Below are 23,418 nucleotides of genomic sequence, written 5' to 3'. Positions count from 1 at the left end.
CGGTTGACGATGCTTTAGTAGAAATCACCCCAGAAACCGTCCCACTCACTATCGGCGGCGTGAGCGCTACCGGCGGCATCTTGGACAACGACAGCCCTGCCATCACCGGCATCGAAGTCGGCAATCCGGGCGTGGCCGATGACAATGTGGTGGAAGGCAACAACCTTGTCTTCAATGTTTCGCTCAGTACTGCCACTACCAAACCTGAAACCTATGCCTTTAACCTGGGTGGCGGATCAGCGAGTGCAGCCGATTACGGCACAGCCACCTTCAGCAACGGCGTGACCTACAACCCAACCACTGGTTTGGTTACTGTTCCCGCAGGAGTGGCCAACTTCGCCGTCACTCTGCCAACCGTAGATGATGCACTGGTTGAAATCACCCGTGAAACAGTACCGCTGACTATTGGCGGTGTAAGCGCCACAGGTGGGATTCTGGATAATGATTTTGCACCGGATACAAATAATGTCAGTGCGTCCGGGATTGAGGATCAGGCACTGCCGATTGCGATCACTTTAAGTGGTACGGATGCAGATGGCACAGTTGCTGGCTTTAGAATATTGAACCTGCCTGGAAATGGCACGTTGTACCGCGATGCTGCAATGACGCAGCTGGTAGTTGCTGGCTCTGATTTAACGGCGGCAAGTAACAGCCTGACTTTGTACTTTAAACCGGCGCATGACTGGAGCGGGAGCACCAATTTTAATTACGCAGCAAAAGACAATACGGGCTTGATTGATGCAACGCCTGGAACAGCGACGATTAATGTTGCAGGAGTTAATGATGCTCCGGTCATTGCAAATGCCAGCGCTACAGTTTCAGAAGAGGGTCTGGCAGGCGGGATTATCGATAATACGGGCTCCCCGACTGACACAACAAACAGCACGGTCAGCTCTGGCACGATTGCGATCAGTGATCCTGACAGCACAACTTTAACAACAACACTGCTTGCACCAACGGATGTTTTATCTTCTGGCGGGCAAGCACTGGTTTGGAGTGGCAGCGGAACGCAGGATCTGGTCGCAAAAGTGGGCAGTACAACGATTGCGGCAATTCATATTGATAATGCAGGCCACTACACCGTCACTTTAAGCGGGCCGATTGATCATCCTGTTAACAGTGTTGAGGATGTGAAATCATTTAATGTTGGTGTGCAGGTCTCAGATGGCAGCTTGAGCAGTACGGGCACATTAACTGTTAATGTTGAGGATGATGCACCCGTTGGGCAAAGCAAGACAGCCGATGTTCAGATTCCTAATGTCGACAGCAATTTGATCCTGACGATCGATGTGTCCGGAAGTATGGCGGACCCAAGTGGTATACCAGGAAAAACAAGACTGCAGGTTGCGAAAGAGGCAATTACCAAGCTGATAGATGACTATGACGTGCTGGGTGACGTGAAAGTCATGCTGGTTACATTTAGTTCTTCTGCAGCGACTCAGCAAAGTGGCGGGCAAACCTGGATGAGTGTGGATGAAGCCAAAACGATCCTGGCCAATCTCAGCGCGAATGGGGGGACTAATTATGATGCCGCAGTCGGGCAGGTAATGACGCACTATGACGAGGCAGGCAAGATTGCCGGAGGCCAGAATATTGCTTACTTCTTCTCTGATGGCGCACCTAATCCGGGCTTGGGTTTGGATGCGGGTGAAACGCTCACCTGGACTAATTTCTTAAACGCTAAAGACATTAATTCTTTGGCTTTAGGTTTGGGTACGGGAGTAACGGCAACCAATCTGAATCCGCTTGCCTACAATGGCACGGGCAGCGGATCTGAAGCCAATGCCATCATTGTGACTGATTTGGCTCAACTGCCACCTATCTTGCGCGACACGATCGTAGTGCCTGATTCGGGTGATTTAACAGGCGGCGTTATTTCTGGCGCGTCATCAGGTTTTGGTGCTGATGGCGGGCATATGAATGATATAACGGTTGATGGGGTGAAATATACCTTTGATGTGGCGCACAATTCAGTGGTGACTTCCGCCGCTGCAGGTACTTACACCTTTGATGCGATTACTCATCAATTAAAAGTCAATACGGCCCTGGGCGGGCAATTTGCCATTGATATGGATGATGGCAAATATACCTATACACCGCCTGTGATTAAAACGTCAGGCTCCAGCGAAAACATAGGCTTTACCTTAATTGATAACGATGGTGATCTGGATACATCAAACAGCCATCTTACAATCAATATTGTGCCGCCGGCTCAGGGCAACACGATGCAACTTTCGGCTTCAACCACGGCAATTGCTGATTCTGCCCGTGGCTTGCATGGTGAGTTCTTTGGTTATAACAATGATCCCGATAAGAGCGCTGGCACTACATATAACGTGCAAAACCAGGATAATACGGTAGGCAATCTCGATAATCTCAGCGATATTACTTCGGTGATTAATGGCCGTCAGGGCAGCAATATTGTCGGCACTCAAACTGAAGCAAGTGCTGCGGCCAGCGATGCCACCTTTATTGCCGATGCCATTAAATATGGCGTTACGCCAGCGGTGACCGGTAATTTGGGTACAAATAATGCTGTAACAGCAGGCTCGGCCATTACGTCGGGTAATCTGTATAACTTCCTTGGTGCAAATAATGCAGGGGCCGATACTGCCGGGCTTGCTGCAACCAGTACATTCGGAAATACCACTGATTCAATTATGCGTATGGTGGGTGGTGCTTACTTTGCGGCAGGCACATACGATATTCGTGTTTATGCGGATGATGGTTTCCGTATCGCTGTTGATGGTCAGTCTGTGTTTGAATATAACGCGAACCAGCCGCCAACCACGCGGGTACAAACCGGCGTGGCTATCAGTGAAGGGATGCACAATCTTGAAGTACTGTATTGGGAGCAGGGTGGCAATGCGGCTTTAAAAATAGAATTTAAACCTTCAGGCTCAGCCGACAGTGCTTATGTCACCCTTGGTATTGATGACATGGCCTTGTTCCATGGTACACAAGCCCCTGTACTGAGCGAGCTGCAGGATATTATCGAAGACCCGGGCAATAACGGGCATTACCTGGTTCGCAGCGGCCAAGAGGTTACGGGGACAAATCTGTCTGATACGATTACCGGCTCCGCTGGCCGCGATATTATCCATGGCGGGGCAGGTAATGATGTGATTAATGCAGGGGCTGGAGCAGACCGGCTTGATGGAGGTGCAGGCAGTGATACCTTAACTGGCGGTCTGGGAGCAGATACCTTCCATTGGGCTCTGGCGGATAAAGGCGCTGTGGGTGCGCCTGTGATTGATAAAATCACTGATTTCTCTGTGGCAAGCTATAACGCCGGAGGGGACAGGCTGGATCTGAAAGACTTACTGCAGGGTGAAAATCATAATGTAAACACGGGGAATCTTACCCAGTATCTGCATTTTGAAAAATCAGGTACCGATACCATTGTTCATGTCAGCAGCTCGGGTGCTTACACAGGACCATTTAATTCGAGTGCGGATGATCAGAGGGTTATTTTGTCGGGCGTTGATTTAACCAGTAATGGCAGTCTGGCTGATGCTGCCATTATTCAGGATCTGCTTAATAAGGGTAAATTAATCACTGATTAAAAAAAGAGGCCAGCAATGCTGGCCTCTTTTTTAATTGCTGTTTATTTAGCTCAATGGTGTGCTGGCAATTGGGCCGCTCAGGCCATTTATACCCAGAGTTTTAAGCATTTCCCATTCATTTTTAGTTTGCACACGTTCGGCAATCGTAATTAAACCATGCCCTGATGCAATGCCTGTAATGGCTTTAACCAAGTTTTGATTACCTAGGTGCTGATCAATAGATTGAATAAAACTGCCGTCAATTTTTAAATAGTCGAGTTGCAATTCGTAGAGTTGCGGAATGCTGCCAAAGTGGCGGCCAAAGTGTTTAATCCCAATTTTACAACCCAGTGGGCGCACTTTCTGGGCAAAGTTAGCCAGTGCGGTAATTTCATCTCTGAAGCCAAACTCATTAACTTCAAACCACAGCCGGTCTGTGGAATGTTTATGCTGCTGCAGAATACTGAGCAGCTCTTCAATAAATTGCTCATCTGCAATCGATTTGGCTTCTAGGTTAACGGCTAACTGGGCTTCGTGCAGTTTTAGCTCGGCACATGCAAGCCGGACTGATTCTAAATCCAGTGTGTTACTCATGCCGAGGCGGCTGATAAAGGGCATAAAAGTACCCGCAGTCAGCAATTCATTGGTCTCAGGGTGGCGTAAACGCAGTAATAATTCGCGGTGCAGGGGCTGGCCATCAATCATAATTGCGGGGAAAGAAGCCAATTCAAAACTATGGTTTTTAAAGGCTTTTTGCAGCAATGGCTGCCAGTCCTGGGCAGGCAAGGCCTGATTTGCACTGGCGCTGCTGACATGGCCTGTGCCATTGGCTCCGCTGCTTTCGGCCTGAGCCAGCGCCTGGTCTGTGCCAGCCAGCAATTGGCTGATGCTGTCATTGTGCTGATAAGTGGCGATCCCAATTGCTGCCAAGTCATCGGCATCGGTTAGCTCATGCTGGCGCAGCTCTGCTAAGCCCTGATGCAGCTCCTTGGCTAAATCCAGCCCTTGCTGACGGTTTAAACCAGGGGCAAGTAAAGCAAAGTCTGCACCATTCAGACGGGCGACCAAGCGATCTGGTTCCTGGCCTGTCAGAGATGCCAGCTGTCCAGCTGCCATTTGCAAAAATTGATCGGCTCTTTCCCGGCCTAAACGGCGGTTAACCTCTGCCAGATTATGCAGACGCATAATAAGTAAAATTCCGCTGGGGGCCGCTTCGTCATCTTCTAAAGTCTGAGACAATCGGCCCATAAAAAAGCTGCGATTCGGTAATTGGGTGAGGGCGTCACGGTTGGCTTCACTGCGCAGTGCATCAATGCGGGCTGCCTGTTCAGAAAACATAGTTTTAACGCGGCTGACCATCGTGTTCATGGCATTGACGACGCTTTTTAACTCTTTGTAACGTGGCTCAGGGATGGTGATAAAACGCCGTTCACTAATGGCTTCGGCCTGCTCTACCATTTGAGTAATGGGTTTTTTAACCCAGTTGAGTAAGAGCTGCAGACCCGCCCCGCAGACCAGGCCTGCTCCAATAATCCATACAAACAAGCGCATCGCTCCTTCCCATAAGGCCTGGTAAGCAAAGCGGGAGTGGGCAACGACTGTCACCGTGCCTGCTTGTTTCCAGCCGTCGCTCACCTGGGCTTTGCCAAAGGCAATTTGCAGGGGAAAGGTTTGTACAAACCAATTGGGTACCCCATCGGCTTTGTCGTTGTTTTTACGTTCAACCAGTGTTTTTCCATGGTTGTCGCTAAACCGGATTAATTCAAAGTGCCCCGTGTCGAATAAGGCGGCCACATTCAGCTCAATGGTCGCCTGGTCTTTACTTTGCTGCGACATAGAAAGAGCCAAAGACGAGGCGTTGTCATTACTTTGAGTAAAGAGTTGTTGCTCTAAATAACCGCGGGCGGTGTAAACGCTGACGATAAAGCTACCGGCAAAGGCCACCAGGGTAGCCAGAATAATCATCATCCATAGCTGGCGAAAGAGTGACATGGTATTTCCTTGCTAGAGCTGGGCATTTAATTAATCTTTCAACGCCCGTTTAATTAAATAAGTTCACATTTAATCCGGCCATATAAGCACTATATGCCTAATCAGTTTCATATCCTTCAGTTTTCATTTTGCTGATCAGATCTTTCCAGCGGGATAATTTATCAACCGGGCCTGTTGGCTGGGTAGCAGCTCCCGTAAAAATACCATCGCTATTAAAGCTGAATACAGGCGTTAAATCAGGGCGGCGGGATGCCGGGCGAATATCATTCAATAAATTATCAAGAACTAAAGGTTCTGCATCTGCACTGGAGTAGTAAGTTAATACCATATGCGCCTGGCTGACATTGCTTGTTGCTCCCCCAATTTTAGCTTTAACGTATGTAAGGCGAAGTTTTTCTTTGGCAACACCCAGCTCTTTTAAACTGAAATATTTAATAATTGCAAAATCCTCGCAATCTCCTGCGCCTTTGCCTATGGTTTCTAGTGGGGTTGCCCAGTAGTCCGGCGCATTCCAGATAGTGGGGTCATCACCAAATTGAATTCGGCGATTAATGAAGTCATTAATCCGTTTTAATTTATCGGCTTCAGGTACATTGCGCGCCTCATTCATCAGTGTTTGCCAGTCAGTAAACAAACGAACAGGCGTTTGCCCCCAGCGCTGTACCAGTGATTTTTGTAAGCGGTCAAAATCAAGGTTAGAAGCTGCATGCAACACGAAAGACAGCATGGCTAAAAGCCCGACTGTTTTTTTACGTAAGAGAAGTAGGTTGTGTTGCTGCATCAGTCTGAATGATTTTACGAAGCTATTCTTAATAGTGGGTTAATTCACTAGAATTGTCCAACTTACAATTATAAATATAAATACAGAAAGAATAATGGTAAGGTTACAATTTGTTTGCTGCTATGAAAAAGATAATCCGGCTTAATCCGCCGGCGCATAAAAAATGTTACTTGTGAATTACATGGGATTAATAATATGAACCTGAAACTTTGCTTTGCCGTTGCTTTGGCATTCAGTGGAATGGGCGTTCAGGCTGCTGCCCCTGCTACTTTGCAGGAAGCGGCCGAGCGGGCCATTACAAACAATCCGGAATTGCGTGCACGCTGGTTTGAGTTCCGGGCATCAACTGAAGACGTTTCTGCTGCGCGTGGGGGGTATTTGCCACAGGTTGATTTTCAGGCGTATGCAGGCAGAGAGTGGGAAATGCGTCCAAGTGGCGATACAGGTGGTTTTAATCATCCAGGGGCCACATTAACGCTGCGCCAAATGTTATTCGATGGCTTTGCCACAAGCAATGAAGTTCAGCGTCTGGGTTATGCAAGGCTAACTCGTTATTACGAGCTGCTTTCTTCCTCTGATCAGATTGCTTATGAGAGTGTCCGCGCGTATCAGGATGTGCTTCGTTATCGTGAGCTGGTTGCGCTTGCTCAGGACAATTTCGCATTACACAAAGAAATTTTAGGCCAGATTGAAGAGCGGGTTAAAGCAGGCGTTGGCCGCCGGGTTGATTTGGAGCAAGCCTCAGGCCGTCTGGCTTTAGCTGAATCTAACTGGCTGACTGATTTATCTAATTTACACGATGTATCTGCACGCTTTCAGCGCATTGTAGGGGAAGCGCCTGCCGCCACTCTGGCTCCTGCTCCGGATCTGCGGGCGGCACTGCCTAAGGAAGGCAATACTGCTTTAGCGACTGCTTTAAAACAAAATCCTGGCTTTTTGGCGGCAGTATCAAATATTCGTTCTGCGCGCAGTGATGCCGAAACTCGCAAATCAAATAATTATCCTAAATTAGAGCTGGTTGCAAAGCAGGCAATTGATCGCGATAGGGATAATATTAATGGTACTTTCCAGGATCGCACGATTCAGCTTAATTTAAATTACAATTTATTCAGCGGTGGCCGTGATAGCGCTCGAACACGCGGTGCGGTAGAAAAACTCAATTCCGCCTATGAGCTGCGCGATAAAACTTGCCGCGATATTCGTCAGACTACGCAAATCGCCTGGAATGATGTGCGCCGCCTGAATGAGCAAATGAAGTTCCTCGATCAGCATCAGCTTTCTACTGAAAAATCCCGCGATGCTTACCGTAAGCAATTTGATATTGGCCAGCGCACTTTGCTGGATTTATTAGATACCGAAAACGAATTGTTTACGGCGAAGCGTTCGGTTGTTGCTGCAGTTTATGATTTAAAAACGTCTGAAGCAGGGATTTTAACTCAGACTCACCAGATTCTGGCCGCGCTTAAACTAGCTCCGCTTGAGGCTGCTATACCAGATGAGCTGAATGATAGCCAGCTGGATGATGAGCGTATTCGTTGCAGCGCAGAGATGCCTGCGGCTTATGTGATGGACAGAGATGCAGCAATGGCCGCCCGGCCGCCTTTGGTTCCGGCCGCTGCAGTTGCAGCACCTGAAGTGGCCAAAGACAGCGCCCCTGTCAGCAAAGAGCTGGTGCAGTTTGGCAATGATCTGGCAGATAAATGGTCGAAAGCCTGGGCTGAAAAACGCACAGATGATTACCTAGCCTTTTATGCAGACAGCTTTGTGCCAAGTAATGGGATGAGCGTCGCCAAATGGAAAGAATTCCGCCGCACCCGGGTGGGTAAACAGGGCGATTTGACTATTACTCTGGACAAGATGAAGCTGAAACAAATCAGTGAAACCCAGGCTGAAGCAAGCTTTAGCCAAAGCTACAAATCTAAAGACTATACCGATGTGGTGCAGAAAACCTTGGAAATGGTGAAGCAGGGCGGGCAGTGGAAAATCAAAGCAGAGAAAGTCACCAGTGGTAAAGCCTATTAATTTGTTTATTTAAGATGCAGGGCGGAGTGCTTTTACGATAGCTTTATATATTGTTGGTACTTAGTAAGAAGGGTCTTCTGCGGAAGGCCCTTTTTTTGTCTTTTATTTGCAGTGGGTGCTTACAGTGCTGCTTTGGGGGGTGCTTAATATTTAAGCTTTCAGGAGGTTTTTCTGGTTAGTTTGTCAGCTTTTGCCTGGATGAATACTTGCTCTTCTTTCCATCGACTTAGTGATCTATAAAGGTATAGCTCGTTATTAGGGACGAGCTGTGTGGAGACTAGCTCATGGCGGATATCGCAGCTGAATTACAAAACACGGTTTTGATAAATGAAAATATCAAGATGGTGATTTGGAATTGCTTTGAAATTAATTTAATGGGCCTGAACGCTATTTTATTGGCCAAAAGGGCAGGCAGGATGGCGCGGGGCTTTGGTGTGATTTCTGGTGAATTACGTGAGTTATCTTTGCAACTGCAAGGCAGTATGAACCGGCTGAGCAATGCCAGCCAGGACATGCTGGCCGAATCGTCGCACAGCATGACCCAGGAGCGGCGTAGCCAGATGCTTGCTCAGACATCAGAGCTGTCAGCAGAAAACACAACGTATCTGGCAGAAACGCTGGGGCGTAATCGCAAGGCTGCAGAGGAACATTCTGAGCGCTTAAGAATGGTGCACCAGCGTCTTTCTGAATATATCGATGAAGCTTATCAGGCCTGTGTGTTTGGGGTGGTCATTGCGCGTGCGGCCCGTATTGAATCGGCGTATTCGGGCGAGCATTCTAATGTGCTGGCAGAGTTATCAAATGATTTTGCCAGAAAAGTGGATTCTATCGTGCCGAGGCTGGAAGAATTACGGCGTATTTCAGGGAAGATGAGATGAAAAAAGCACAAATACTTTTTGAGCAGGATGATCATCGCTGGTTTGCTATTTCACGCGATCCGGAGCGGCCCAGCTATTTAATCGATACCAATGAATATGTTATTAACAATGGCGATGAAGCGCTTATTACCGATCCGGGCGGGCTGGAGGTTTTTCCTTCGGTGTTTTCGGCGGTGAGCACGGTGATCGATCCGCGCTTAATCCATAGTATTTTTTCATCACATCAGGATCCTGATGTGATTTCTTCTCTGGCACTTTGGCTGGAGTTTAATCCGGAAATGAAGTGCTATATCTCTGGTTTATGGGCCACATTTGTTCCTCATTTTGGCGGCTCGGCCGATACCATGATTTCTATCCCTGATCTGGGCAGTGAAATTGTGGTGGGCGGCGCGCATTTAAGCACTATTCCTGCGCATTACCTGCACTCCTCCGGGAATTTTCATCTTTATGATCCTAAAGCCCAGATTTTATTTTCAGGGGATGTGGGTGCTGCGCTCTTACCCGAGAGCAATAGTGATCTGTTTGTAAGCGATTTTGACCGTCATATTCGCTTTGCAGAGGGCTTTCATAAGCGCTGGATGGGATCCAATAGTGCAAAACGGGTGTGGTGCGAAAAAGCAGCAAGCTTAAAAATAGACATGATCTGTCCACAGCATGGATCTGTTTATGCCGGGGAAGACGTTGAACGCTTTATTAACTGGTTTGATGAGCTGCATGTAGGGCTTTTTTGATCATTATTAAGAGCGGCATGATTGGTAAAAAGGAATTTAATTTGGGGGCTGGAAATTGCGCATTCAGCCCCCATTTCAGTTTCTTAACCAATCAAGCATTCAAGGAATATGATGAGTATCACTGTTAATGGCGTTGAAATTACCGATGCAATGATCGAAGCCGAAAGTCAGCACCATCAAGATGCGCCATCGATGCTGGATGCAACGATTCAAGAGCTTATTTTGCGTGAGCTTTTACTGCAACGTGCCGCTTCGCTGGCTATTGAGGCCGCTACTCCGGAAGAAACCATTGGTTTACTGTTGCAGACAGAAGTAAAAATCACGGATGCCGATGAGGCCGCCTGCCAAGAATATTACAACAATAATCCACAGTCTTTTGTCCGTGGTGAAATGGTTGAAGGCAGCCATATTTTGTTCAAGCCAAGCGAAGAAGCGTCTTTAGATGCAGTTCGTGAAACGGCTAATGCCGTATTGGCCGAAGTAAAAGCTAATCCGGAAAAATTTGCAGAGTTAGCCCGCCAGCATTCAGCTTGTCCGTCGGGCCAGCAAGGCGGTGATCTGGGCCAATTTGGCCGCGGCCAGATGGTGCCGGAATTTGAACACGCTGTCTTTAGCCTGAATGCGGGCGAAGTGGCTGCAGATCTGGTAGAAACCCAATTTGGTTTACACATTATTCGTGCGGGAGAAAAAGTAGCAGGTGCCACCGTTGCTTTTGATGAAGTAAAAGAAAAACTGGCTGAGTTTTTAAGCAATATCGCAACCCGCCGCGCAATGAATCAGTATCTGCAAACCTTGGTTAATGCTGCCAAAATTGAAGGTTACACCCTACCAGGTGCTGAGCCAGCGGCTGTATAAATCTGTTTTGCTAAGAATATTTTGCGCTTATTGGTGCAAAACTGAATGGCCGGCCATCCCGGCCATTTTTAATCCTAGTGCAAATGTGCCTTTGTGGGCGGGAGATCGGGTTAATGATAAATATTTAAATTCCCTGTGTAATTTTACGGCGGGATGCGATTTTTGGCTCAGACTGGTGGATAATCAGCCCGTCTCTTTTACGGGTTAACCCTTATGGCCGATTTGCATCAGTTTATTGAAGGTTTTCGTGAATTTCAGCAGCAATATTTTGCTGGCGAAACCGCTTTGTTTGACCGTCTACGTGCAGGCCAGACACCAACTACCGTGTTGATAGGCTGCTGTGACTCCCGTGTTGATCCCGCCATCCTGACCCAATGCGCGCCGGGCGAGATGTTTATTATTCGTAACGTGGCGAATCTGGTTCCCCCTTTTGAGCAGGGTACTACCAATCAAGGGGTATCTGCAGCGCTGCAATACGCTGTTACTGTGCTCAATGTGAGCCGTATTGTGGTGCTTGGGCACAGCCACTGCGGCGGGATTAAGGCGCTGATGGATAGTGCTGATATTGTTGATAAAGACGATTTTCTGGGCCGCTGGATTCATATTGCCAGCAAGGCAAAAGAGCGTGTTTTGCAGCAATGGCCAGATAGTGATCAGGCTGATCGCTACCGTGCCTGCGAGCTGGAAGCCATTCGTGATTCCTTGCAGAATCTTGAATCATTCCCATGGATTAAAGAGCGCCTGGGTACAGATGCGCTGAGTGTACATGGCTGGTTTTTTGATTTTGAACACGGCGCCTTATTGGGCTTTGATGAAGAAAGCGGGCAGTTTCAGCCACTGGTCAGCGCCTTACCAACTCAAGATTTCTCTATCGGGATTTAATTGACCGCTACCCACACCCCGTTTGTATTAGGCATTGCCGGCTGGTCTGGCAGTGGTAAAACGACGCTGATTGAAAAACTATTGCCAGAGCTGGTGCGGCTGGGCCAGTCGGTGAGTGTGATTAAACATACTCACCACCCTGTGCAGTTTGAGCCGGAAGGCAAAGATACCGCGCGTTTTCGTACGGCGGGTGCGGGTGAGGTATTGCTGGCAACTCCCCATGGGTTTGCTCTGATTCATGAGGGGGGCCTGCCCCTTCATGAGATGCTGGCTCGCTTAGCTCCCGTCGATATAGTTTTAGTTGAAGGTTTTAAAGCAGCCGCTATTCCTAAAATAGAAGTGCGCCGTGCTGATTATCCTGCACTGGATGATCCGCATATTATTGCGATTGCCAGCGATTGTTCGCCGGAAAGTACTCTTCCTCTTTTTGATCTTAACCAGGCTGCAGAGATTGCAGCGTTTATTGCTGCGAGTTGCCATGCTGGATTTTGATTCTGCTTTATCCCAATTACTGGCTCAGGCCCGTGCTGACACTGCGGTTGAAACTTTACCTTTAAATCAGGCGGCGGGCCGTATTCTGGCCGCTGATGTGGTTTCCCAAATGGCGGTGCCTGCGTTTGATAATAGTGGCATGGATGGCTATGCACTGAATGTGGGCGAGGTTTGGCCAGAATCTTTTGAGCTGGTTCAGCGAATTGCCGCAGGTGAAGTGGGGCAGCCACTGGCTGAGGGCGAGGCGGCAAGAATTTTCACGGGTGCCCCGGTTCCAGCCGGAGCCACGGTAGTGGTAATGCAGGAAGACTGCCGCAGTGAAGAAGGGCGGGTGTATATCGCTCAGAAGGTAAAGCCGGGTGCCAATATTCGCCTGCGTGGGGAGGATATTCAGGCTGATACCGTGATTTTGCCCGCCGGTACACGATTAAGCGCGGCCGCAATTGGTTTGGCGGCCTCCGTAGGTGTGGCTGAGCTGGCTGTAAAGCGGCCCTTAAAGGTCGCACTGCTTTCAACCGGCGACGAGCTGGCAGAGCCGGGGCAGCCGCTTGCAGCGGGCCAGATTTATAATTCAAACCGCTACGCCATCACCGCCTTATTAGAAGATTGCCAGGTTACCGATCTGGGTATTGTTCCTGATAATGCAGAGCAGACCCGGGATATCTTATGGCAGGCAGCCCAGGATCATGATGTGCTGATTACTTCGGGCGGGGTGTCCGTTGGCGAAGAAGACCATGTTAAGGCCGCAGTTGAGCTGCTGGGCAGCTTAAATCTCTGGAAGATCGCAATTAAGCCAGGCAAGCCATTTGCGTACGGGCGAATTGCCGGGTGTGATTTTATTGGCCTGCCGGGAAATCCTGTTTCCAGCTTTGTTACCTTTTTGCTATTAGTTCGTCCCTTTTTATTGGCCAGACAGGGATGTATCAGTTTATTTCCGCCGCGTTATCAGTTAAGTGCTGCTTTTGAATGGAAAAAAGCAGGAAATCGTCGTGAGTTTTTACGTGGCAGATTAAATGCGGCTGGGCAGGTTGAAATTTATCCACATCAAGGCTCGGGGGTATTAACTTCTTTGGTTTGGGCTACGGGTCTGGTGGATATTGCCGTAGGTGAAACAATTAGTGCCGGAGACACGGTTACTTTTATTCCTTATGCGGCCTGCATTAAATGAGCTAATTTAATGCTATGCTGCAATTTATTCGATTAAAGTAAGACTCGCGTTAATTACGGAATCTTGATATGAAAGTAAATTCTCGGCGCAGCCTGTTGCTTGGCTTACTTTGCATCATGACATGGCCTGTTTTTGCGGGTGGTTTTGATTTGCTTTCTGAGCGCGATGCTTCTGGGGGGTTAAAAGAAGCATTGATACAGGGCGTAAGCAATGCCACTTTGCAGCTGAGTAAAACCGATGGTTTTTTAGCGAATGATAAAGTGCGTATTCCCTTGCCGGATGCAATGCGCCAGGCCGAACCCTTGCTTCGTACCTTAGGGCTGGGCCAGTCTTTAGATGAATTACAAACATCAATGAATCGTGCTGCAGAGGCTGCCGTACCAAGGGCCAAACAGTTACTGATTAATGCAGTGAAGAAAATGAGCGTACAAGACGCCAAAAATATTCTGCTTGGTGCAGATGATGCGGCCACACAATATTTTAAACAGGCCAGCCAGGCGCCGCTGACTGAGCAATTTTTACCTATAGTCCGGCAAACAACCTCTAGGCTGCAATTAGCAGAGCAATACAATCGCCTGGCTGGTAAAGCAGCAGGTTTGGGGCTGCTTAAAGCAGAAGATTCAACCGTTGAGCAATATGTAACCCGTAAAGCTTTGGATGGTTTATATCAGGTGATTGCCGAAGAAGAGCGCGCTATTCGCCAGGATCCTTTGGCCGCTGCTGGCAAACTGGCTAAAAAAACGTTTGGATTATTGAGCAATTAAATGGTGTTTCAATAAATTAATACTTTATTGAGTATAGATTTGAGCTTATTTATGGCTAATGTAAACCGGTATTGGTTTACAGGCTCTCTGGTATCAAACGATTTATAAGTTTTTTATTTAAACAAAGTGCTTGTTATTTAGGCAATAAACAATGATTCGTGTTTTATATTTTGCCCGGCTGCGAGATGCCTTTGGCTGTAGTGAGGAAGCACTGCCTGCGCCTGCTACCGTTGCAGAGCTGATTGCTGTTTTAGCTGCGCGAGGCGGAGTTTGGGCGGATGAATTATCGCCCGGCAAAGTATTTCGTGTAGCGGTTAATCAAGAAATGGCCCGCTTGCAGGATGAGATTCCCGCCGGGGCCGAAGTGGCGATTTTTCCGCCGGTAACGGGGGGCTGATGGCTGATATCCGGATTCAGGTACAAAGTGCAGATTTTGACTTTGCCGCAGAATACGCCCGCTTTGATGGCAATGCCACGATGGGCGCCATCGTTGCTTTTGTTGGCAGGGTAAGGGATTTAGACGGCAGTATTTCCGCCATGAGCCTTGAGCACTATCCGGGCATGACAGAAAAATCGCTGGCTAAGATTGTTGATGAGGCTTGTGGCTACTGGCCTTTGCAAGCCGTAACCGTAATTCATCGAGTGGGTGATTTGCAGGCTGCCGAGCAGATTGTGCTGGTACTGACGGCTTCGGCTCACCGTCAGGCTGCTTATGAATCCAATGCCTTTATTCTGGATTTTCTAAAAACACAGGCGCCATTCTGGAAAAAAGAAGGAAACGGCGCTTGCCTGAAATGGCTTGATGCACGGGAGAGCGATCAGAGCGCGCTCGATCGCTGGCAGTATTTAAGGGTGGGTTAAGATGATTTTGGATGCGGTCATTCTGGCTGGCGGTGAAGGGCGTCGCATGGGGGGGCGTGATAAAGGTCTGGTCGAGCTCTCAGGCAAGCCTTTAATTGAATGGAGTCTCGAAGCCTTATCCAGGCAGACCCGGCTTGTGGATCATATTTTGATCTCGGCAAATCGCAATTTGCCGGATTACGCCCGTTTTGGTTCTCCTGTATTACGCGATGTTTACCCCGGCCATCCTGGCCCCTTAGCAGGTATTCATTCCGCCCTGCTGGCTTCCCCTGCTCAATACCTGCTGGTGCTGCCTTGTGACGTGCCTTTTTTGCCTGCCGATCTGGTTGAAAAACTATTGGCGCAGCTGGAGCTGGGCGAATCGGACGTGGTGGTGGCGCGTACTCCGGACGGACAAATTCATCCGACAATATGTATGCTGTGCCACGATGTACTGGCCTCTTTAATGGACAGGTTGTCGCGGCAAGAGCTTAAGTTATCTGCCTGGCAGGAAAGCCTGAGGCTGCAGTATGTTGATTTTCCTGAGCTGGCCTTCCCAAATTTAAATACTCAGGATGATCTGGCCGTATGTGCGGCCCGCTTATCGGGAGTGGACACCATTCCTATGCCTTATCGTGCTACTGATCAGACTCAGAAAACGCCTGCTCCATCCGGCCTGACTCACTTTAATGCCAATGGTGAAGCGCATATGGTGGACGTGGGCAGCAAGGTGGACAGCCATCGTATTGCCCGCGCTGTGGGCGAAATTCGTATGCTGCCCACCACTTTGCATTTAATTGAAACAGGCAGTCATAAAAAAGGCGATGTGCTGGGCGTGGCCAGAATTGCGGCAATTATGGCTTCCAAACGCACCGCAGATTTAATCCCGCTTTGCCATCCTGTCCCATTGACCAGCGTGAGCGTTGATTTCACCATAGACAGGGCAGGCAGCCTGGTGCGATGCGAAGTGACTGCTGAAACAGTCGGTCGTACCGGGGTAGAAATGGAGGCGCTGACGGCGCTCAATATTGCACTACTTACCATCTACGATATGTGCAAGGCGGTGGATCGCGGCATGATTATGTCGCAGATCCGTTTGCTGGAAAAACAAGGCGGTAAATCGGGACACTGGCAGGCCAGCCACACGATTTAATGCTGCTGTAAGGAGCGGGATGAAATGATTCAGGGGCAAATGCAAACGCTGATGACAGGCCGTGGTTCAGAAATCACGGCCCTGTTTTTTTATCCTCAGTCTGCAGCAAAAGCGGCGATACTGATTGTGCCCGCAATGGGTGTAAGCCAGTCTTATTATGCGCCGCTGGCATCATGGCTGGCCGGGCAGGGCTTTCTGGTGGCCAGCTTTGATTACACCGGAATGGGGCTTTCTGCTCAGGGCGATTTGCGCCAGCTTGAAGTCGATATCCTGGATTGGGCCAGGTTTGATTGCGACACCATGCTGAGCGCGATGACGCAGGCAGACCGCCCGCTTTACTGGTTGGGCCATAGTCTGGGCGGGCAGTTGCTTGGCCTTGTGCCAAAGCCAGAGCGCATTACCAAGGCCATTACGATTGCCAGTGGCAGTGGTTACTGGCTGGAAAATTCGCTGAGTTTGCGCTGGAAAGTCTGGTGGCTATGGTTTGTGCTGGTGCCCGTGCTGCTGCCTGTTTGTGGATATTTTCCCGGCAAGCGCTTACGCAAAGTAGGTAATTTACCGCGTGGCGTTATGCAGCAGTGGCGCAGATGGTGCTTAAACCCGGACTATATGCTGGGGGTGGAAGGTGAGGCGGTAAAGCAGCAGTTTGCGGCCTTTACCCGGGATATTACCGCGCTCTCCTTTACCGACGATGAGCTGATGTCTGCTCATAATACAAATTCATTGCAGTCGTTTTATCAGAATGCGCCACAAAGCGCCAAACGCCTGTCGCCACAAGAGATTGGCGTCAGGCAGATTGGGCACTTCGGTTTTTTCAAACCACGATTTGCAGAAAGTCTATGGCAGGTGCATTTATTGCCTGAATTAAACTAATCCCAGCAAAGCGCTTTTGCTGAATGCCACGCCAATAATATAGGCAAAGGCCAGCACGGATGCGGCCAGGGCGATGCTGCGGATGGTTTTGGTTTTGCCCCGTTTAAGCGCGATCGTCCCCAGAATAATATAGAGCAGCAGCCCGGCTATCTTGGCGGCAAGCCATGCTTTGGGTCCGGGATACATCATGGCCAAGCTGATACCGCTGATCAAAAGTGCGGTATCAATAATATGCGGTGCAATGCGGAAAAACCGCTGCTGCAAGCGTGGCGATTCAGCCAGCATCAGGCCTCCCCGAAGCAAAAACAGCCCCAGCGACAGGGTAATAAGCAGCATATGCAAATGTTTTACAGCAAGATATTCCATCGGAAGGGCTCTCTCGTGCGAAAATGGTTAGTTATGCATCTTAATGGCTTCTGTTGACATTGAGAATTGCGATTCATTGGCATTAAATGAATTGATGTTTTTTTTGCAGTCATTAAAGAAGCAGCTTACCTGCCGGGCGGGTTAGTGGAATGAAAGGATAAAAGGTTTATGGAAGAATTACGTTTATCAAAGCGCTTAGCCGAACTGGGCCTTTGCTCGCGCCGCGAGGCCGATGAATATATTGCCAAGGGCTGGGTGAAGGTCGATGGCGTAGTCGTTGATGTACTGGGCAGCAAGGTTCTGCCCAGCCAGGTGGTAAGTCTGGAGCCTGCGGCTAAAGCCACTCAGGCAGGGCGTGTGACCATTCTTGTGAATAAGCCGGTGGGCTATGTGTCCGGGCAGGCCGAAAAAGGCTATACCCCCGCTGTGGCGTTGGTGGTGCCTGATAATCACTGGGAAGGGGATACCAGCGGTATTCGCTTTGTGCCGCCGCATATGCGTGATCTGGCCCCTGCCGGGCGCTTGGATATCGATTCGGTAGGCCTTTTAGTGCTGACGCAGGACGGCGTGGTGGCCAAGACGCTGATCGGCGAAAACTCGAATGTTGAAAAAGAATATCTGGTTCGTGTTACAGGCCAATTGAGCAGTGAAGGCATGAAAAAGCTGAATCATGGCTTAAGCCTGGATGGCAAGGCGCTGAAACCTGCCCGCGTGAGCTGGCAAAATGAAAATCAGCTGCGCTTTATTTTACGTGAAGGTAAAAAGCGCCAGATTCGCCGCATGTGCGAATTAGTTGGCCTGGAAGTCGTTGGCTTAAAGCGTATCCGTATTGGCCGCGTACTGCTGGGTGATTTACCACCGGGTAAATGGCGCTATTTATCGGCTGCGGAGAAATTCTGATGCTGCGCGCACTGGTCTTTGTGTTGCTCAGCGGCATGGCTTACGCTGCGCCCAATGAAATAACCGGCCCCTATCAATGCAAAAGTGGCTCGTCGTTTTACGTGACCTCAAGCGCAGATATGACGCAGGTGCGTTTACGTATGGATGGCCGGATTTACGATCTGGATGAGCAGCGTACGGCCAGTGGTGCTGCATGGGGCGATGGCCAGTGGCTGTGGTGGACTAAGGGCAGCGATAGTTTTTTAGAGCGTAATACCGTTGTTGTTGCTAAAGACTGTTTGAAAAAACCGGTGTTTTAATGTTGCGTGTTGATGTTTTATTGGTAGAGCAGGGGCTGGCCCCTTCCCGTACGGCGGCGCAAGGCATGATTGCTGCGGGCCGGGTGAGCTGCGCTGGCAAGGTGCTGACTAAGGCCAGCATCAGGCTGGATAAAGATTTGCCCCTCACGGTGGCAAGTGACGAGAGCGATCGCTTTGTTTCCCGTGGCGGGTTCAAGCTGGCAGGTGCATTAGAGCAGGCCGGTGTGGATGTGGCGGGCTGGCAGGTGCTGGATGTGGGGATTTCTACCGGCGGCTTTACAGATTGCCTGCTGCAGGCAGGTGCGCGCAAAGTGATTGGTGTGGAAGTTGGCCACGGCCAGCTTCACCCAAGGCTGCTTGGCGACGCCAGAGTGGTGCAGTTTGAAGGCGTGAATGCCCGGCATTTAGTGCCGGAGCTGATTGCCGGAGTGCAGGACGGGCCGCTGCAACTGATTGTGGGCGATGTGTCGTTTATCTCGCTGACCCTGATTTTGCCTGCACTGCGCGCCATGCTGCAGCCGCAGGCCACGCTGCTGTTTTTGGTAAAGCCTCAGTTTGAAGTAGGCAAAGCCGGCATCGCCCGTGGCGGTATTGTGAAAGATGAAAGCCTTTATGCGCAGGTAGAAGAAAAAATAAAAACAGCCGCAACAGCGGCTGGATTTACAACTCAAAACTACTTCGCCAGCCCGATTACAGGTGGTGATGGCAATCGTGAGTTTTTTATTCATGCATTGGCGGTGTAGTTTTTGCGTGGCTTTATTATGCCGTGCATGACGCGCTCTTTGCACTGAACTTAGAGTCCCCTTGAAGCACGCCGAAGCGAGGAACGGGGCGGTTTCTTAGATCCTGTTTGAGCGAAGCGAGTCCCGCCGCCGCTGCTGTCCGCAGTAAGGGGTTTCGTGCTTCGCGGGGAGGCCTTCTTTGGCTTCGTTTCTTGGCCGTTTAAGAAAGGAAGGCCCCCGCGGTGGCAACCGCTTCAAAATCAAGCTGCCGAAGGCACTAAACAGATCTTTTTGGTTTGCGGATATCGGTATGCCTTCCCTTACTTCTTTTCCTTCCCAAACAACTTCTCAGCGTCTTCCACTTCTCTGATTAAAGCGCGCACTTCAGGCTCTTTGAATTCCATGATCGCTTCACGGAAGTAATTGAGGCTTTCCGGGTAGGAGAAAGCGGCCTGGCGCATCAGCTTGTGTGCTTTGCTGGTATTGCCGCGCAAGGTTTCCATAATGGCCTGATCGCTGAGCTGACTAGGGTAGGGGCGTACCTGATTCAGCTTGTCCAGAATCTGCAGTTTCCAAGGCATGTCCTGCTTGCTGGCGACGATATAATTCGACAGCGCAAAATCAGCATAGAAATCGATTAATGGATTTTGCTTCAGCTTTTGTAAAGTCTTAATCCGGCCAGCGTTTTCTGCGGGTTTATCAGATGGATCCATAATCGGATAAATCTGGATATACAGCATGCCGCCAAACACCGCAGCAGCCAGTGCAGCTACGCCATAAGTACCAAGGCTTGCACGCTCTGCCCAATCAGGCAGTTGCAGCTTGCGCGGTGCATCAGAGCGTAAAAAGAACAGCGCCAGGGCAAAGGGGCCAAGCAGGTGGTAATACCAGAGCGGGTATTCAACCAGGCTGTGCAGTACCGAAACAATCACCAGAGCGGCACCGAAAATTTTGACCGGATCATGCTCGCGCTTCAGAAGCGCAATAAACATCCACAGCATGCCGCCAACCATCACCAGCGTACCTGCCAGACCTGTTTCGGCCATGATATTGAGCAGCGAATTATGCGCATGAGTAAACAGCACGCTTTCCTGCACAATGGCAAAAGCCGGGTTGACCTGCAGGGCAATACTTTGTGAAGGGTAAGCAGCCCAGCCTACACCCAGCCATGGGTGAGCCAGGAAGGTTATCCATGCTTTTTGCCACTCCACCAGGCGGCGGGAGCCATTGGAATCAAGGCGATCCAGCCCGGTAGGGACTTCGTTTTTGGCATGCAGCAATGATTGCAGCACATCGTTAATCCATGGAGCAACAAACTGCATCACGATAATCAGTGCGGCACTGGCCGTAAGCAGCAGGCCAAAGCGGCGTACGCTGTCTTTGCCAAGGTAAGCGGATAACGCGCCAAAGACCAGCCACGCGCCTGCATACATAAAGGGCGAGCGGGAGCTGCTCCAGGCAATAGATAATGCCAGCCAGGTGGCAATGGGCCAGAACCAGGTTTTAGGTAATTCTTTTTCGGCGGTCAGCCACGCAGCGGCAGCCAAACCCCAGGTCAGATAATGTCCGTATAAATTCTTTTGGCCCAAATGGCCAAAAATCAGCCTTGGGCCATTTTGCAGCAGCTCTACAACCTGCTGTACGGATACCGCAGAGTTGAAAATCGCCCCTGCCAGCAAGCCCCATGCAAAAAAGGGCGCCAGCTGTATGCTGCCAAAATGATCACGCGCCCTTGCCAGTGCCCACACCGAGAAGGCGGCGGTCAGGGCATAAAGAACAGGCTCGGTGCGATCAGACCAGTACAGCACGGGCATCAGCACCATTTGCAAGCCAATCACCGCAGCCAGGCCAAACCAGATCAGGCTGGCATAGGGCGGGCCGGATTTCTCGCGGGAAGGCAGCGCTGTGGCGGTGAGTACCATCAGTACGGCCAGGACTAAAGCGGCCAGCTCGGATGGAAATACCGGATTGGGCTGGTAGCGAAAAGGAATGCCGCAGGGCACTGCGGCAAGCAAAAACAGCAGGGTCTGAAATATTCGGAGTTGCGGAATCATTGGGCGCTTTCGATAGTTTTCTGAGGAGGCTGGTACATCCAGCCTGCAACTAATACTCCCGCTTCAAAAAGCAGCCAGAGAGGAATAGCAAGCAGGCATTGAGATACAACGTCAGGCGGGGTAACAACGGCCGCGATGACAAAGGCCCCGACAATAACATAGGGGCGAATCTCTTTCAGCTTTGCAACGCTGATAAAGCCCATTCTTACCAGCACAATCACCAGAATGGGTACTTCAAATGTCACCCCGAACGAGATAAACATTCCCATTGCAAAATCGAGGTATTCACCTGAATCGGGCAGCCATTGCATGGAGGCAGGGACGACCGAAACAATAAACTTAAATACCACGCCAAAAACGAGGAAGTAGGCAAAGCCCACTCCCAGCATAAAGAGCAGGGTGGACGCGCATACCAGCGGCAAAATCAGCTTTTTTTCATGGGTATAAAGGCCCGGTGCAATAAAGCCCCACATTTGATACAGCGTATGGGGCAGAGTAAGCATAAAGGCCGCCATAGAGGCGATTTTGATTTGCAAAACAAAAGGCGAGGCAATGCCGATGGTAATCAGTTTCTGATTAGGCAAAACATGGGCAAGCGGTGCAACCATCAGATCATAGAGCTGTTCAGAAAAAGCAAAACAGGCAATAAATCCAATTAAAAAAACCGCAGCGATACGCACAATGCGCGTACGCAGCTCGATTAAATGCACTAAAAGGGGCTGGAGATTATCCGTCATTGTTTAACGCCGATCTGGCCTAGAGCCTGAAGGAGGAGCTGCGGGCGGGGCAAACAGATCACCCTGAGGCCCAGCGGGAGCAAGCTCAATCTCCTGGATTGGGGCTGGCTCTGATAAGGCCTGAGCCGCTTCTTCCAGGGGCTGGTGAATGGTCTGGCTGAGCGCTGAGGCCTCGGCACGAATCTCGGCTTCGACTTTAGCCAGCTCTGCCAGCTGAAACTCTTTATCCAGATCTGATTTTACGGTCGAGATAAAGCGCTGCACACGGCCCAGCAAAGCGCCTGCAGTCCGTGCGACTTTAGGCAGTTTTTCTGGGCCGATGACGATTAAGGCGACGGCACTAATCGTGATTAGCTCGCCAAAACTCACATCAAACACGGGCAAGCCTTAAGGTTTGTTGGTATCGGCAGGTTTGTCTTCTGTTTTGGCTGCAGGGGTTTCACCCTCTTTGATGCCATCTTTAAAGCCTTTTACTGCAGAGCCTAAATCTTTACCGATGCTGCCTAGTTTTTTGGTACCAAAAACCAGTACAACGATCACCAAAACAATTAGCCAGTGCCAGATGCTGAATGAACCCATGATGCAATCTCCTGATAGCGCGCTTATTGCGTGCTGATTTCTGAAATGTTAGTTGATAGCGGCTTGCCGCCAATAATATGCATATGAAGATGGAAGAAAGTCTGTCCGCCACCATGCCCTGTATTAATAATGGTGCGATAGCCATCGCTCAAACCCTGCTCTGCTGCCAGTTTTGAGGTCAGCAGCATCATTTTGCCAAGCAGGGCCTGATGCTGAGCTTCGGCATGGGCCAAAGAATCCAGATGTGTTTTAGGGACCAATAAAAAATGAACCGGGGCGACAGGGTGAATATCATGAAAGGCGATCACTTCATCGTCTTCATATATTTTCTTAGCCGGGATTTCACCCGCTGCAATTTTACAAAAAAGGCAGTCACTCACTTTATTGCTCCTTACGGGAATTCTTTTCGTCTATGCCAGAAATACCTTCGCGGCGTGCTAATTCTGCCAGCACGTCTTCGTGGCTCAGGCCGACATGCTCAAGCAACACCAAAGTATGGAACCACAGATCAGCGATTTCGCGGACAAGATGCAGCTTATCGCCATCTTTGGCCGCCATAATTGTTTCAACAGCCTCTTCACCCACCTTTTTCAAGATTTCGTCAGTGCCTTTATGAAACAGTTTGGCAACATAAGAGCTTGACGGATCTGCGCCATGCCTGCTGGCCAGTGTGGTTGATAAGCGTTCCAGAATGTCTGCGGAAACCATTGATCTATATCCCTGATTCGATTCAGAACCCGATTATATTGCCATTAGGTTACAAGTACGTGGCGATTCTTCGGAAA

General features: G+C 49.7%; 25 protein-coding genes and 1 pseudogene. 17 read left to right on the top strand and 9 right to left on the bottom strand.

Annotated elements, in window-relative coordinates; all coding sequences use genetic code 11:
- Positions 1-3,566 (top strand): type I secretion C-terminal target domain-containing protein (locus CSQ88_RS05825; protein ID WP_143449425.1); only part of this gene is annotated, 3,566 nt, incomplete at its 5' end.
- Between the two features lie 45 nt (positions 3,567-3,611).
- On the opposite strand, the gene CSQ88_RS05820 is transcribed toward CSQ88_RS05825, so the two are convergent.
- Together CSQ88_RS05820 and CSQ88_RS05815 are read right to left on the bottom strand one after the other, a co-directional pair.
- A complete protein-coding gene (locus tag CSQ88_RS05820) occupies positions 3,612-5,537 on the bottom strand; it encodes an EAL domain-containing protein (protein ID WP_099397163.1) in 1,926 nt (641 codons plus the stop codon).
- Positions 5,538-5,634: 97 nt separating this feature from the next.
- Positions 5,635-6,264 (bottom strand): transglutaminase-like cysteine peptidase, encoded by a 630-nt coding sequence (locus CSQ88_RS05815; RefSeq protein ID WP_099397169.1) that lies wholly within the window; start codon positions 6,262-6,264, stop codon positions 5,635-5,637.
- Positions 6,265-6,513: 249 nt separating this feature from the next.
- On the opposite strand from CSQ88_RS05815, the gene CSQ88_RS05810 reads away from it, so the two are divergent.
- The 13 genes and pseudogenes from CSQ88_RS05810 to CSQ88_RS05755 all read left to right on the top strand — a co-directional run bounded on the left by CSQ88_RS05810 (position 6,514) and on the right by CSQ88_RS05755 (position 16,976).
- Positions 6,514-8,340, top strand: coding sequence for a TolC family outer membrane protein (locus CSQ88_RS05810; RefSeq protein WP_099397162.1), 1,827 nt, complete (start codon positions 6,514-6,516; stop codon positions 8,338-8,340).
- A gap of 284 nt (positions 8,341-8,624) precedes the next feature.
- A complete protein-coding gene (locus tag CSQ88_RS05805; RefSeq protein WP_099397161.1) occupies positions 8,625-9,218 on the top strand; it encodes a hypothetical protein in 594 nt (197 codons plus the stop codon).
- Positions 9,215-9,949 carry an MBL fold metallo-hydrolase gene (locus CSQ88_RS05800; protein WP_099397160.1) on the top strand — a complete coding sequence of 245 codons (735 nt, stop codon included), beginning with the start codon at positions 9,215-9,217 and terminating at the stop codon, positions 9,947-9,949. The genes CSQ88_RS05805 and CSQ88_RS05800 overlap by 4 nt, the downstream gene beginning before the upstream one ends.
- A 108-nt stretch (positions 9,950-10,057) precedes the next feature.
- A complete protein-coding gene (locus tag CSQ88_RS05795; protein WP_257212492.1) occupies positions 10,058-10,804 on the top strand; it encodes a peptidylprolyl isomerase in 747 nt (248 codons plus the stop codon).
- A 213-nt stretch (positions 10,805-11,017) separates the two neighbouring features.
- Positions 11,018-11,686, top strand: a complete 669-nt coding sequence (locus CSQ88_RS05790; protein WP_099397158.1) for a carbonic anhydrase — start codon at positions 11,018-11,020, stop codon at positions 11,684-11,686.
- Positions 11,687-12,178, top strand: coding sequence for a molybdopterin-guanine dinucleotide biosynthesis protein B (mobB, locus tag CSQ88_RS05785; protein WP_099397157.1), 492 nt, complete (start codon positions 11,687-11,689; stop codon positions 12,176-12,178).
- The gene (gene glp / locus CSQ88_RS05780) at positions 12,138-13,346 is read left to right on the top strand and encodes a gephyrin-like molybdotransferase Glp (RefSeq protein ID WP_257212491.1); all 1,209 of its coding nucleotides are present in this window, start codon (positions 12,138-12,140) and stop codon (positions 13,344-13,346) included. Before mobB ends, glp begins: the two co-directional genes overlap by 41 nt.
- Positions 13,347-13,414: 68 nt before the next feature.
- Entirely contained in the window at positions 13,415-14,110 is a 696-nt protein-coding gene (locus tag CSQ88_RS05775; protein ID WP_099397156.1) for a DUF4197 domain-containing protein, read from the top strand.
- A 151-nt stretch (positions 14,111-14,261) separates the two neighbouring features.
- On the top strand, positions 14,262-14,507 hold the full coding sequence (gene moaD, locus CSQ88_RS05770; RefSeq protein ID WP_099397155.1) for a molybdopterin converting factor subunit 1: 246 nt from the start codon (positions 14,262-14,264) through the stop codon (positions 14,505-14,507).
- Positions 14,507-14,971 (top strand): molybdenum cofactor biosynthesis protein MoaE, encoded by a 465-nt coding sequence (locus tag CSQ88_RS05765; protein WP_099397154.1) that lies wholly within the window; start codon positions 14,507-14,509, stop codon positions 14,969-14,971. Before moaD ends, CSQ88_RS05765 begins: the two co-directional genes overlap by 1 nt.
- A gap of 1 nt (position 14,972) precedes the next feature.
- Positions 14,973-15,524, top strand: a pseudogene (mobA, locus tag CSQ88_RS23310) (molybdenum cofactor guanylyltransferase MobA); the annotation flags it as partial.
- A 51-nt stretch (positions 15,525-15,575) separates the two neighbouring features.
- A complete protein-coding gene (moaC, locus tag CSQ88_RS23305; protein ID WP_165928711.1) occupies positions 15,576-16,103 on the top strand; it encodes a cyclic pyranopterin monophosphate synthase MoaC in 528 nt (175 codons plus the stop codon).
- A 24-nt stretch (positions 16,104-16,127) separates the two neighbouring features.
- The gene (locus CSQ88_RS05755) at positions 16,128-16,976 is read left to right on the top strand and encodes an alpha/beta fold hydrolase (protein WP_099397152.1); all 849 of its coding nucleotides are present in this window, start codon (positions 16,128-16,130) and stop codon (positions 16,974-16,976) included.
- Here the strand turns inward: CSQ88_RS05755 and CSQ88_RS05750 are convergent.
- A complete protein-coding gene (locus tag CSQ88_RS05750) occupies positions 16,968-17,342 on the bottom strand; it encodes a SirB2 family protein (RefSeq protein WP_099397151.1) in 375 nt (124 codons plus the stop codon). The genes CSQ88_RS05755 and CSQ88_RS05750 overlap by 9 nt on opposite strands.
- Before the next feature lie 168 nt (positions 17,343-17,510).
- Between CSQ88_RS05750 and CSQ88_RS05745 the strand changes: the two genes are divergently transcribed.
- From CSQ88_RS05745 to CSQ88_RS05735, 3 genes are read left to right on the top strand one after another with little or no spacing between them, the layout of a single operon-like run.
- Positions 17,511-18,242, top strand: a complete 732-nt coding sequence (locus tag CSQ88_RS05745; RefSeq protein ID WP_099397150.1) for a pseudouridine synthase — start codon at positions 17,511-17,513, stop codon at positions 18,240-18,242.
- A complete protein-coding gene (locus CSQ88_RS05740) occupies positions 18,242-18,541 on the top strand; it encodes an MliC family protein (protein WP_180273546.1) in 300 nt (99 codons plus the stop codon). Before CSQ88_RS05745 ends, CSQ88_RS05740 begins: the two co-directional genes overlap by 1 nt.
- Positions 18,541-19,284 (top strand): TlyA family RNA methyltransferase, encoded by a 744-nt coding sequence (locus CSQ88_RS05735; RefSeq protein ID WP_099397148.1) that lies wholly within the window; start codon positions 18,541-18,543, stop codon positions 19,282-19,284. The genes CSQ88_RS05740 and CSQ88_RS05735 overlap by 1 nt, the downstream gene beginning before the upstream one ends.
- A gap of 299 nt (positions 19,285-19,583) precedes the next feature.
- On the opposite strand, the gene CSQ88_RS05730 is transcribed toward CSQ88_RS05735, so the two are convergent.
- The 6 genes from CSQ88_RS05730 to CSQ88_RS05705 are packed head-to-tail and all read right to left on the bottom strand — an operon-like array spanning position 19,584 to position 23,341.
- The gene (locus CSQ88_RS05730) at positions 19,584-21,317 is read right to left on the bottom strand and encodes a PglL family O-oligosaccharyltransferase (RefSeq protein WP_099397147.1); all 1,734 of its coding nucleotides are present in this window, start codon (positions 21,315-21,317) and stop codon (positions 19,584-19,586) included.
- Positions 21,314-22,054, bottom strand: coding sequence for a twin-arginine translocase subunit TatC (gene tatC / locus CSQ88_RS05725; protein WP_099397146.1), 741 nt, complete (start codon positions 22,052-22,054; stop codon positions 21,314-21,316). The genes CSQ88_RS05730 and tatC overlap by 4 nt, the downstream gene beginning before the upstream one ends.
- A 3-nt stretch (positions 22,055-22,057) precedes the next feature.
- A complete protein-coding gene (gene tatB / locus CSQ88_RS05720; protein ID WP_099397145.1) occupies positions 22,058-22,432 on the bottom strand; it encodes a Sec-independent protein translocase protein TatB in 375 nt (124 codons plus the stop codon).
- Positions 22,433-22,441: 9 nt separating this feature from the next.
- Entirely contained in the window at positions 22,442-22,633 is a 192-nt protein-coding gene (gene tatA / locus CSQ88_RS05715) for a Sec-independent protein translocase subunit TatA (RefSeq protein WP_099397144.1), read from the bottom strand.
- 23 nt (positions 22,634-22,656) lie between these two features.
- Positions 22,657-23,013: a histidine triad nucleotide-binding protein gene (locus tag CSQ88_RS05710; RefSeq protein WP_099397143.1), complete on the bottom strand. Its 357-nt coding sequence runs from the start codon at positions 23,011-23,013 to the stop codon at positions 22,657-22,659.
- Position 23,014: 1 nt separating this feature from the next.
- Positions 23,015-23,341, bottom strand: a complete 327-nt coding sequence (locus CSQ88_RS05705; RefSeq protein WP_099397142.1) for a phosphoribosyl-ATP diphosphatase — start codon at positions 23,339-23,341, stop codon at positions 23,015-23,017.
- Positions 23,342-23,418 lie beyond the last annotated feature (77 nt).

The sequence above is a fragment of the Iodobacter sp. BJB302 genome (genome assembly GCF_002735645.1).
In the GTDB taxonomy this organism is placed as follows: domain Bacteria; phylum Pseudomonadota; class Gammaproteobacteria; order Burkholderiales; family Chitinibacteraceae; genus Iodobacter.
This window is presented reverse-complemented; position numbering and strand designations above follow the sequence as displayed.

Coding starts and splice junctions, on each gene's coding strand:
- moaC (WP_165928711.1), top strand. CDS start 15,576: ATGCCTTATCGTGCTACTGATCAGACTCAGAAAACGCCTGCTCCATCC.
- CSQ88_RS05790 (WP_099397158.1), top strand. CDS start 11,018: ATGGCCGATTTGCATCAGTTTATTGAAGGTTTTCGTGAATTTCAGCAG.
- CSQ88_RS05740 (WP_180273546.1), top strand. CDS start 18,242: ATGCTGCGCGCACTGGTCTTTGTGTTGCTCAGCGGCATGGCTTACGCT.
- CSQ88_RS05750 (WP_099397151.1), bottom strand. CDS start 17,342: ATGGAATATCTTGCTGTAAAACATTTGCATATGCTGCTTATTACCCTG.
- CSQ88_RS05775 (WP_099397156.1), top strand. CDS start 13,415: ATGAAAGTAAATTCTCGGCGCAGCCTGTTGCTTGGCTTACTTTGCATC.
- moaD (WP_099397155.1), top strand. CDS start 14,262: ATGATTCGTGTTTTATATTTTGCCCGGCTGCGAGATGCCTTTGGCTGT.
- tatA (WP_099397144.1), bottom strand. CDS start 22,633: ATGGGTTCATTCAGCATCTGGCACTGGCTAATTGTTTTGGTGATCGTT.
- tatC (WP_099397146.1), bottom strand. CDS start 22,054: ATGACGGATAATCTCCAGCCCCTTTTAGTGCATTTAATCGAGCTGCGT.
- CSQ88_RS05705 (WP_099397142.1), bottom strand. CDS start 23,341: ATGGTTTCCGCAGACATTCTGGAACGCTTATCAACCACACTGGCCAGC.
- CSQ88_RS05800 (WP_099397160.1), top strand. CDS start 9,215: ATGAAAAAAGCACAAATACTTTTTGAGCAGGATGATCATCGCTGGTTT.
- CSQ88_RS05795 (WP_257212492.1), top strand. CDS start 10,058: ATGATGAGTATCACTGTTAATGGCGTTGAAATTACCGATGCAATGATC.
- CSQ88_RS05730 (WP_099397147.1), bottom strand. CDS start 21,317: ATGATTCCGCAACTCCGAATATTTCAGACCCTGCTGTTTTTGCTTGCC.
- CSQ88_RS05765 (WP_099397154.1), top strand. CDS start 14,507: ATGGCTGATATCCGGATTCAGGTACAAAGTGCAGATTTTGACTTTGCC.
- CSQ88_RS05805 (WP_099397161.1), top strand. CDS start 8,625: ATGGCGGATATCGCAGCTGAATTACAAAACACGGTTTTGATAAATGAA.
- CSQ88_RS05755 (WP_099397152.1), top strand. CDS start 16,128: ATGATTCAGGGGCAAATGCAAACGCTGATGACAGGCCGTGGTTCAGAA.
- CSQ88_RS05745 (WP_099397150.1), top strand. CDS start 17,511: ATGGAAGAATTACGTTTATCAAAGCGCTTAGCCGAACTGGGCCTTTGC.
- CSQ88_RS05735 (WP_099397148.1), top strand. CDS start 18,541: ATGTTGCGTGTTGATGTTTTATTGGTAGAGCAGGGGCTGGCCCCTTCC.
- CSQ88_RS05815 (WP_099397169.1), bottom strand. CDS start 6,264: ATGCTGTCTTTCGTGTTGCATGCAGCTTCTAACCTTGATTTTGACCGC.
- CSQ88_RS05820 (WP_099397163.1), bottom strand. CDS start 5,537: ATGTCACTCTTTCGCCAGCTATGGATGATGATTATTCTGGCTACCCTG.
- CSQ88_RS05810 (WP_099397162.1), top strand. CDS start 6,514: ATGAACCTGAAACTTTGCTTTGCCGTTGCTTTGGCATTCAGTGGAATG.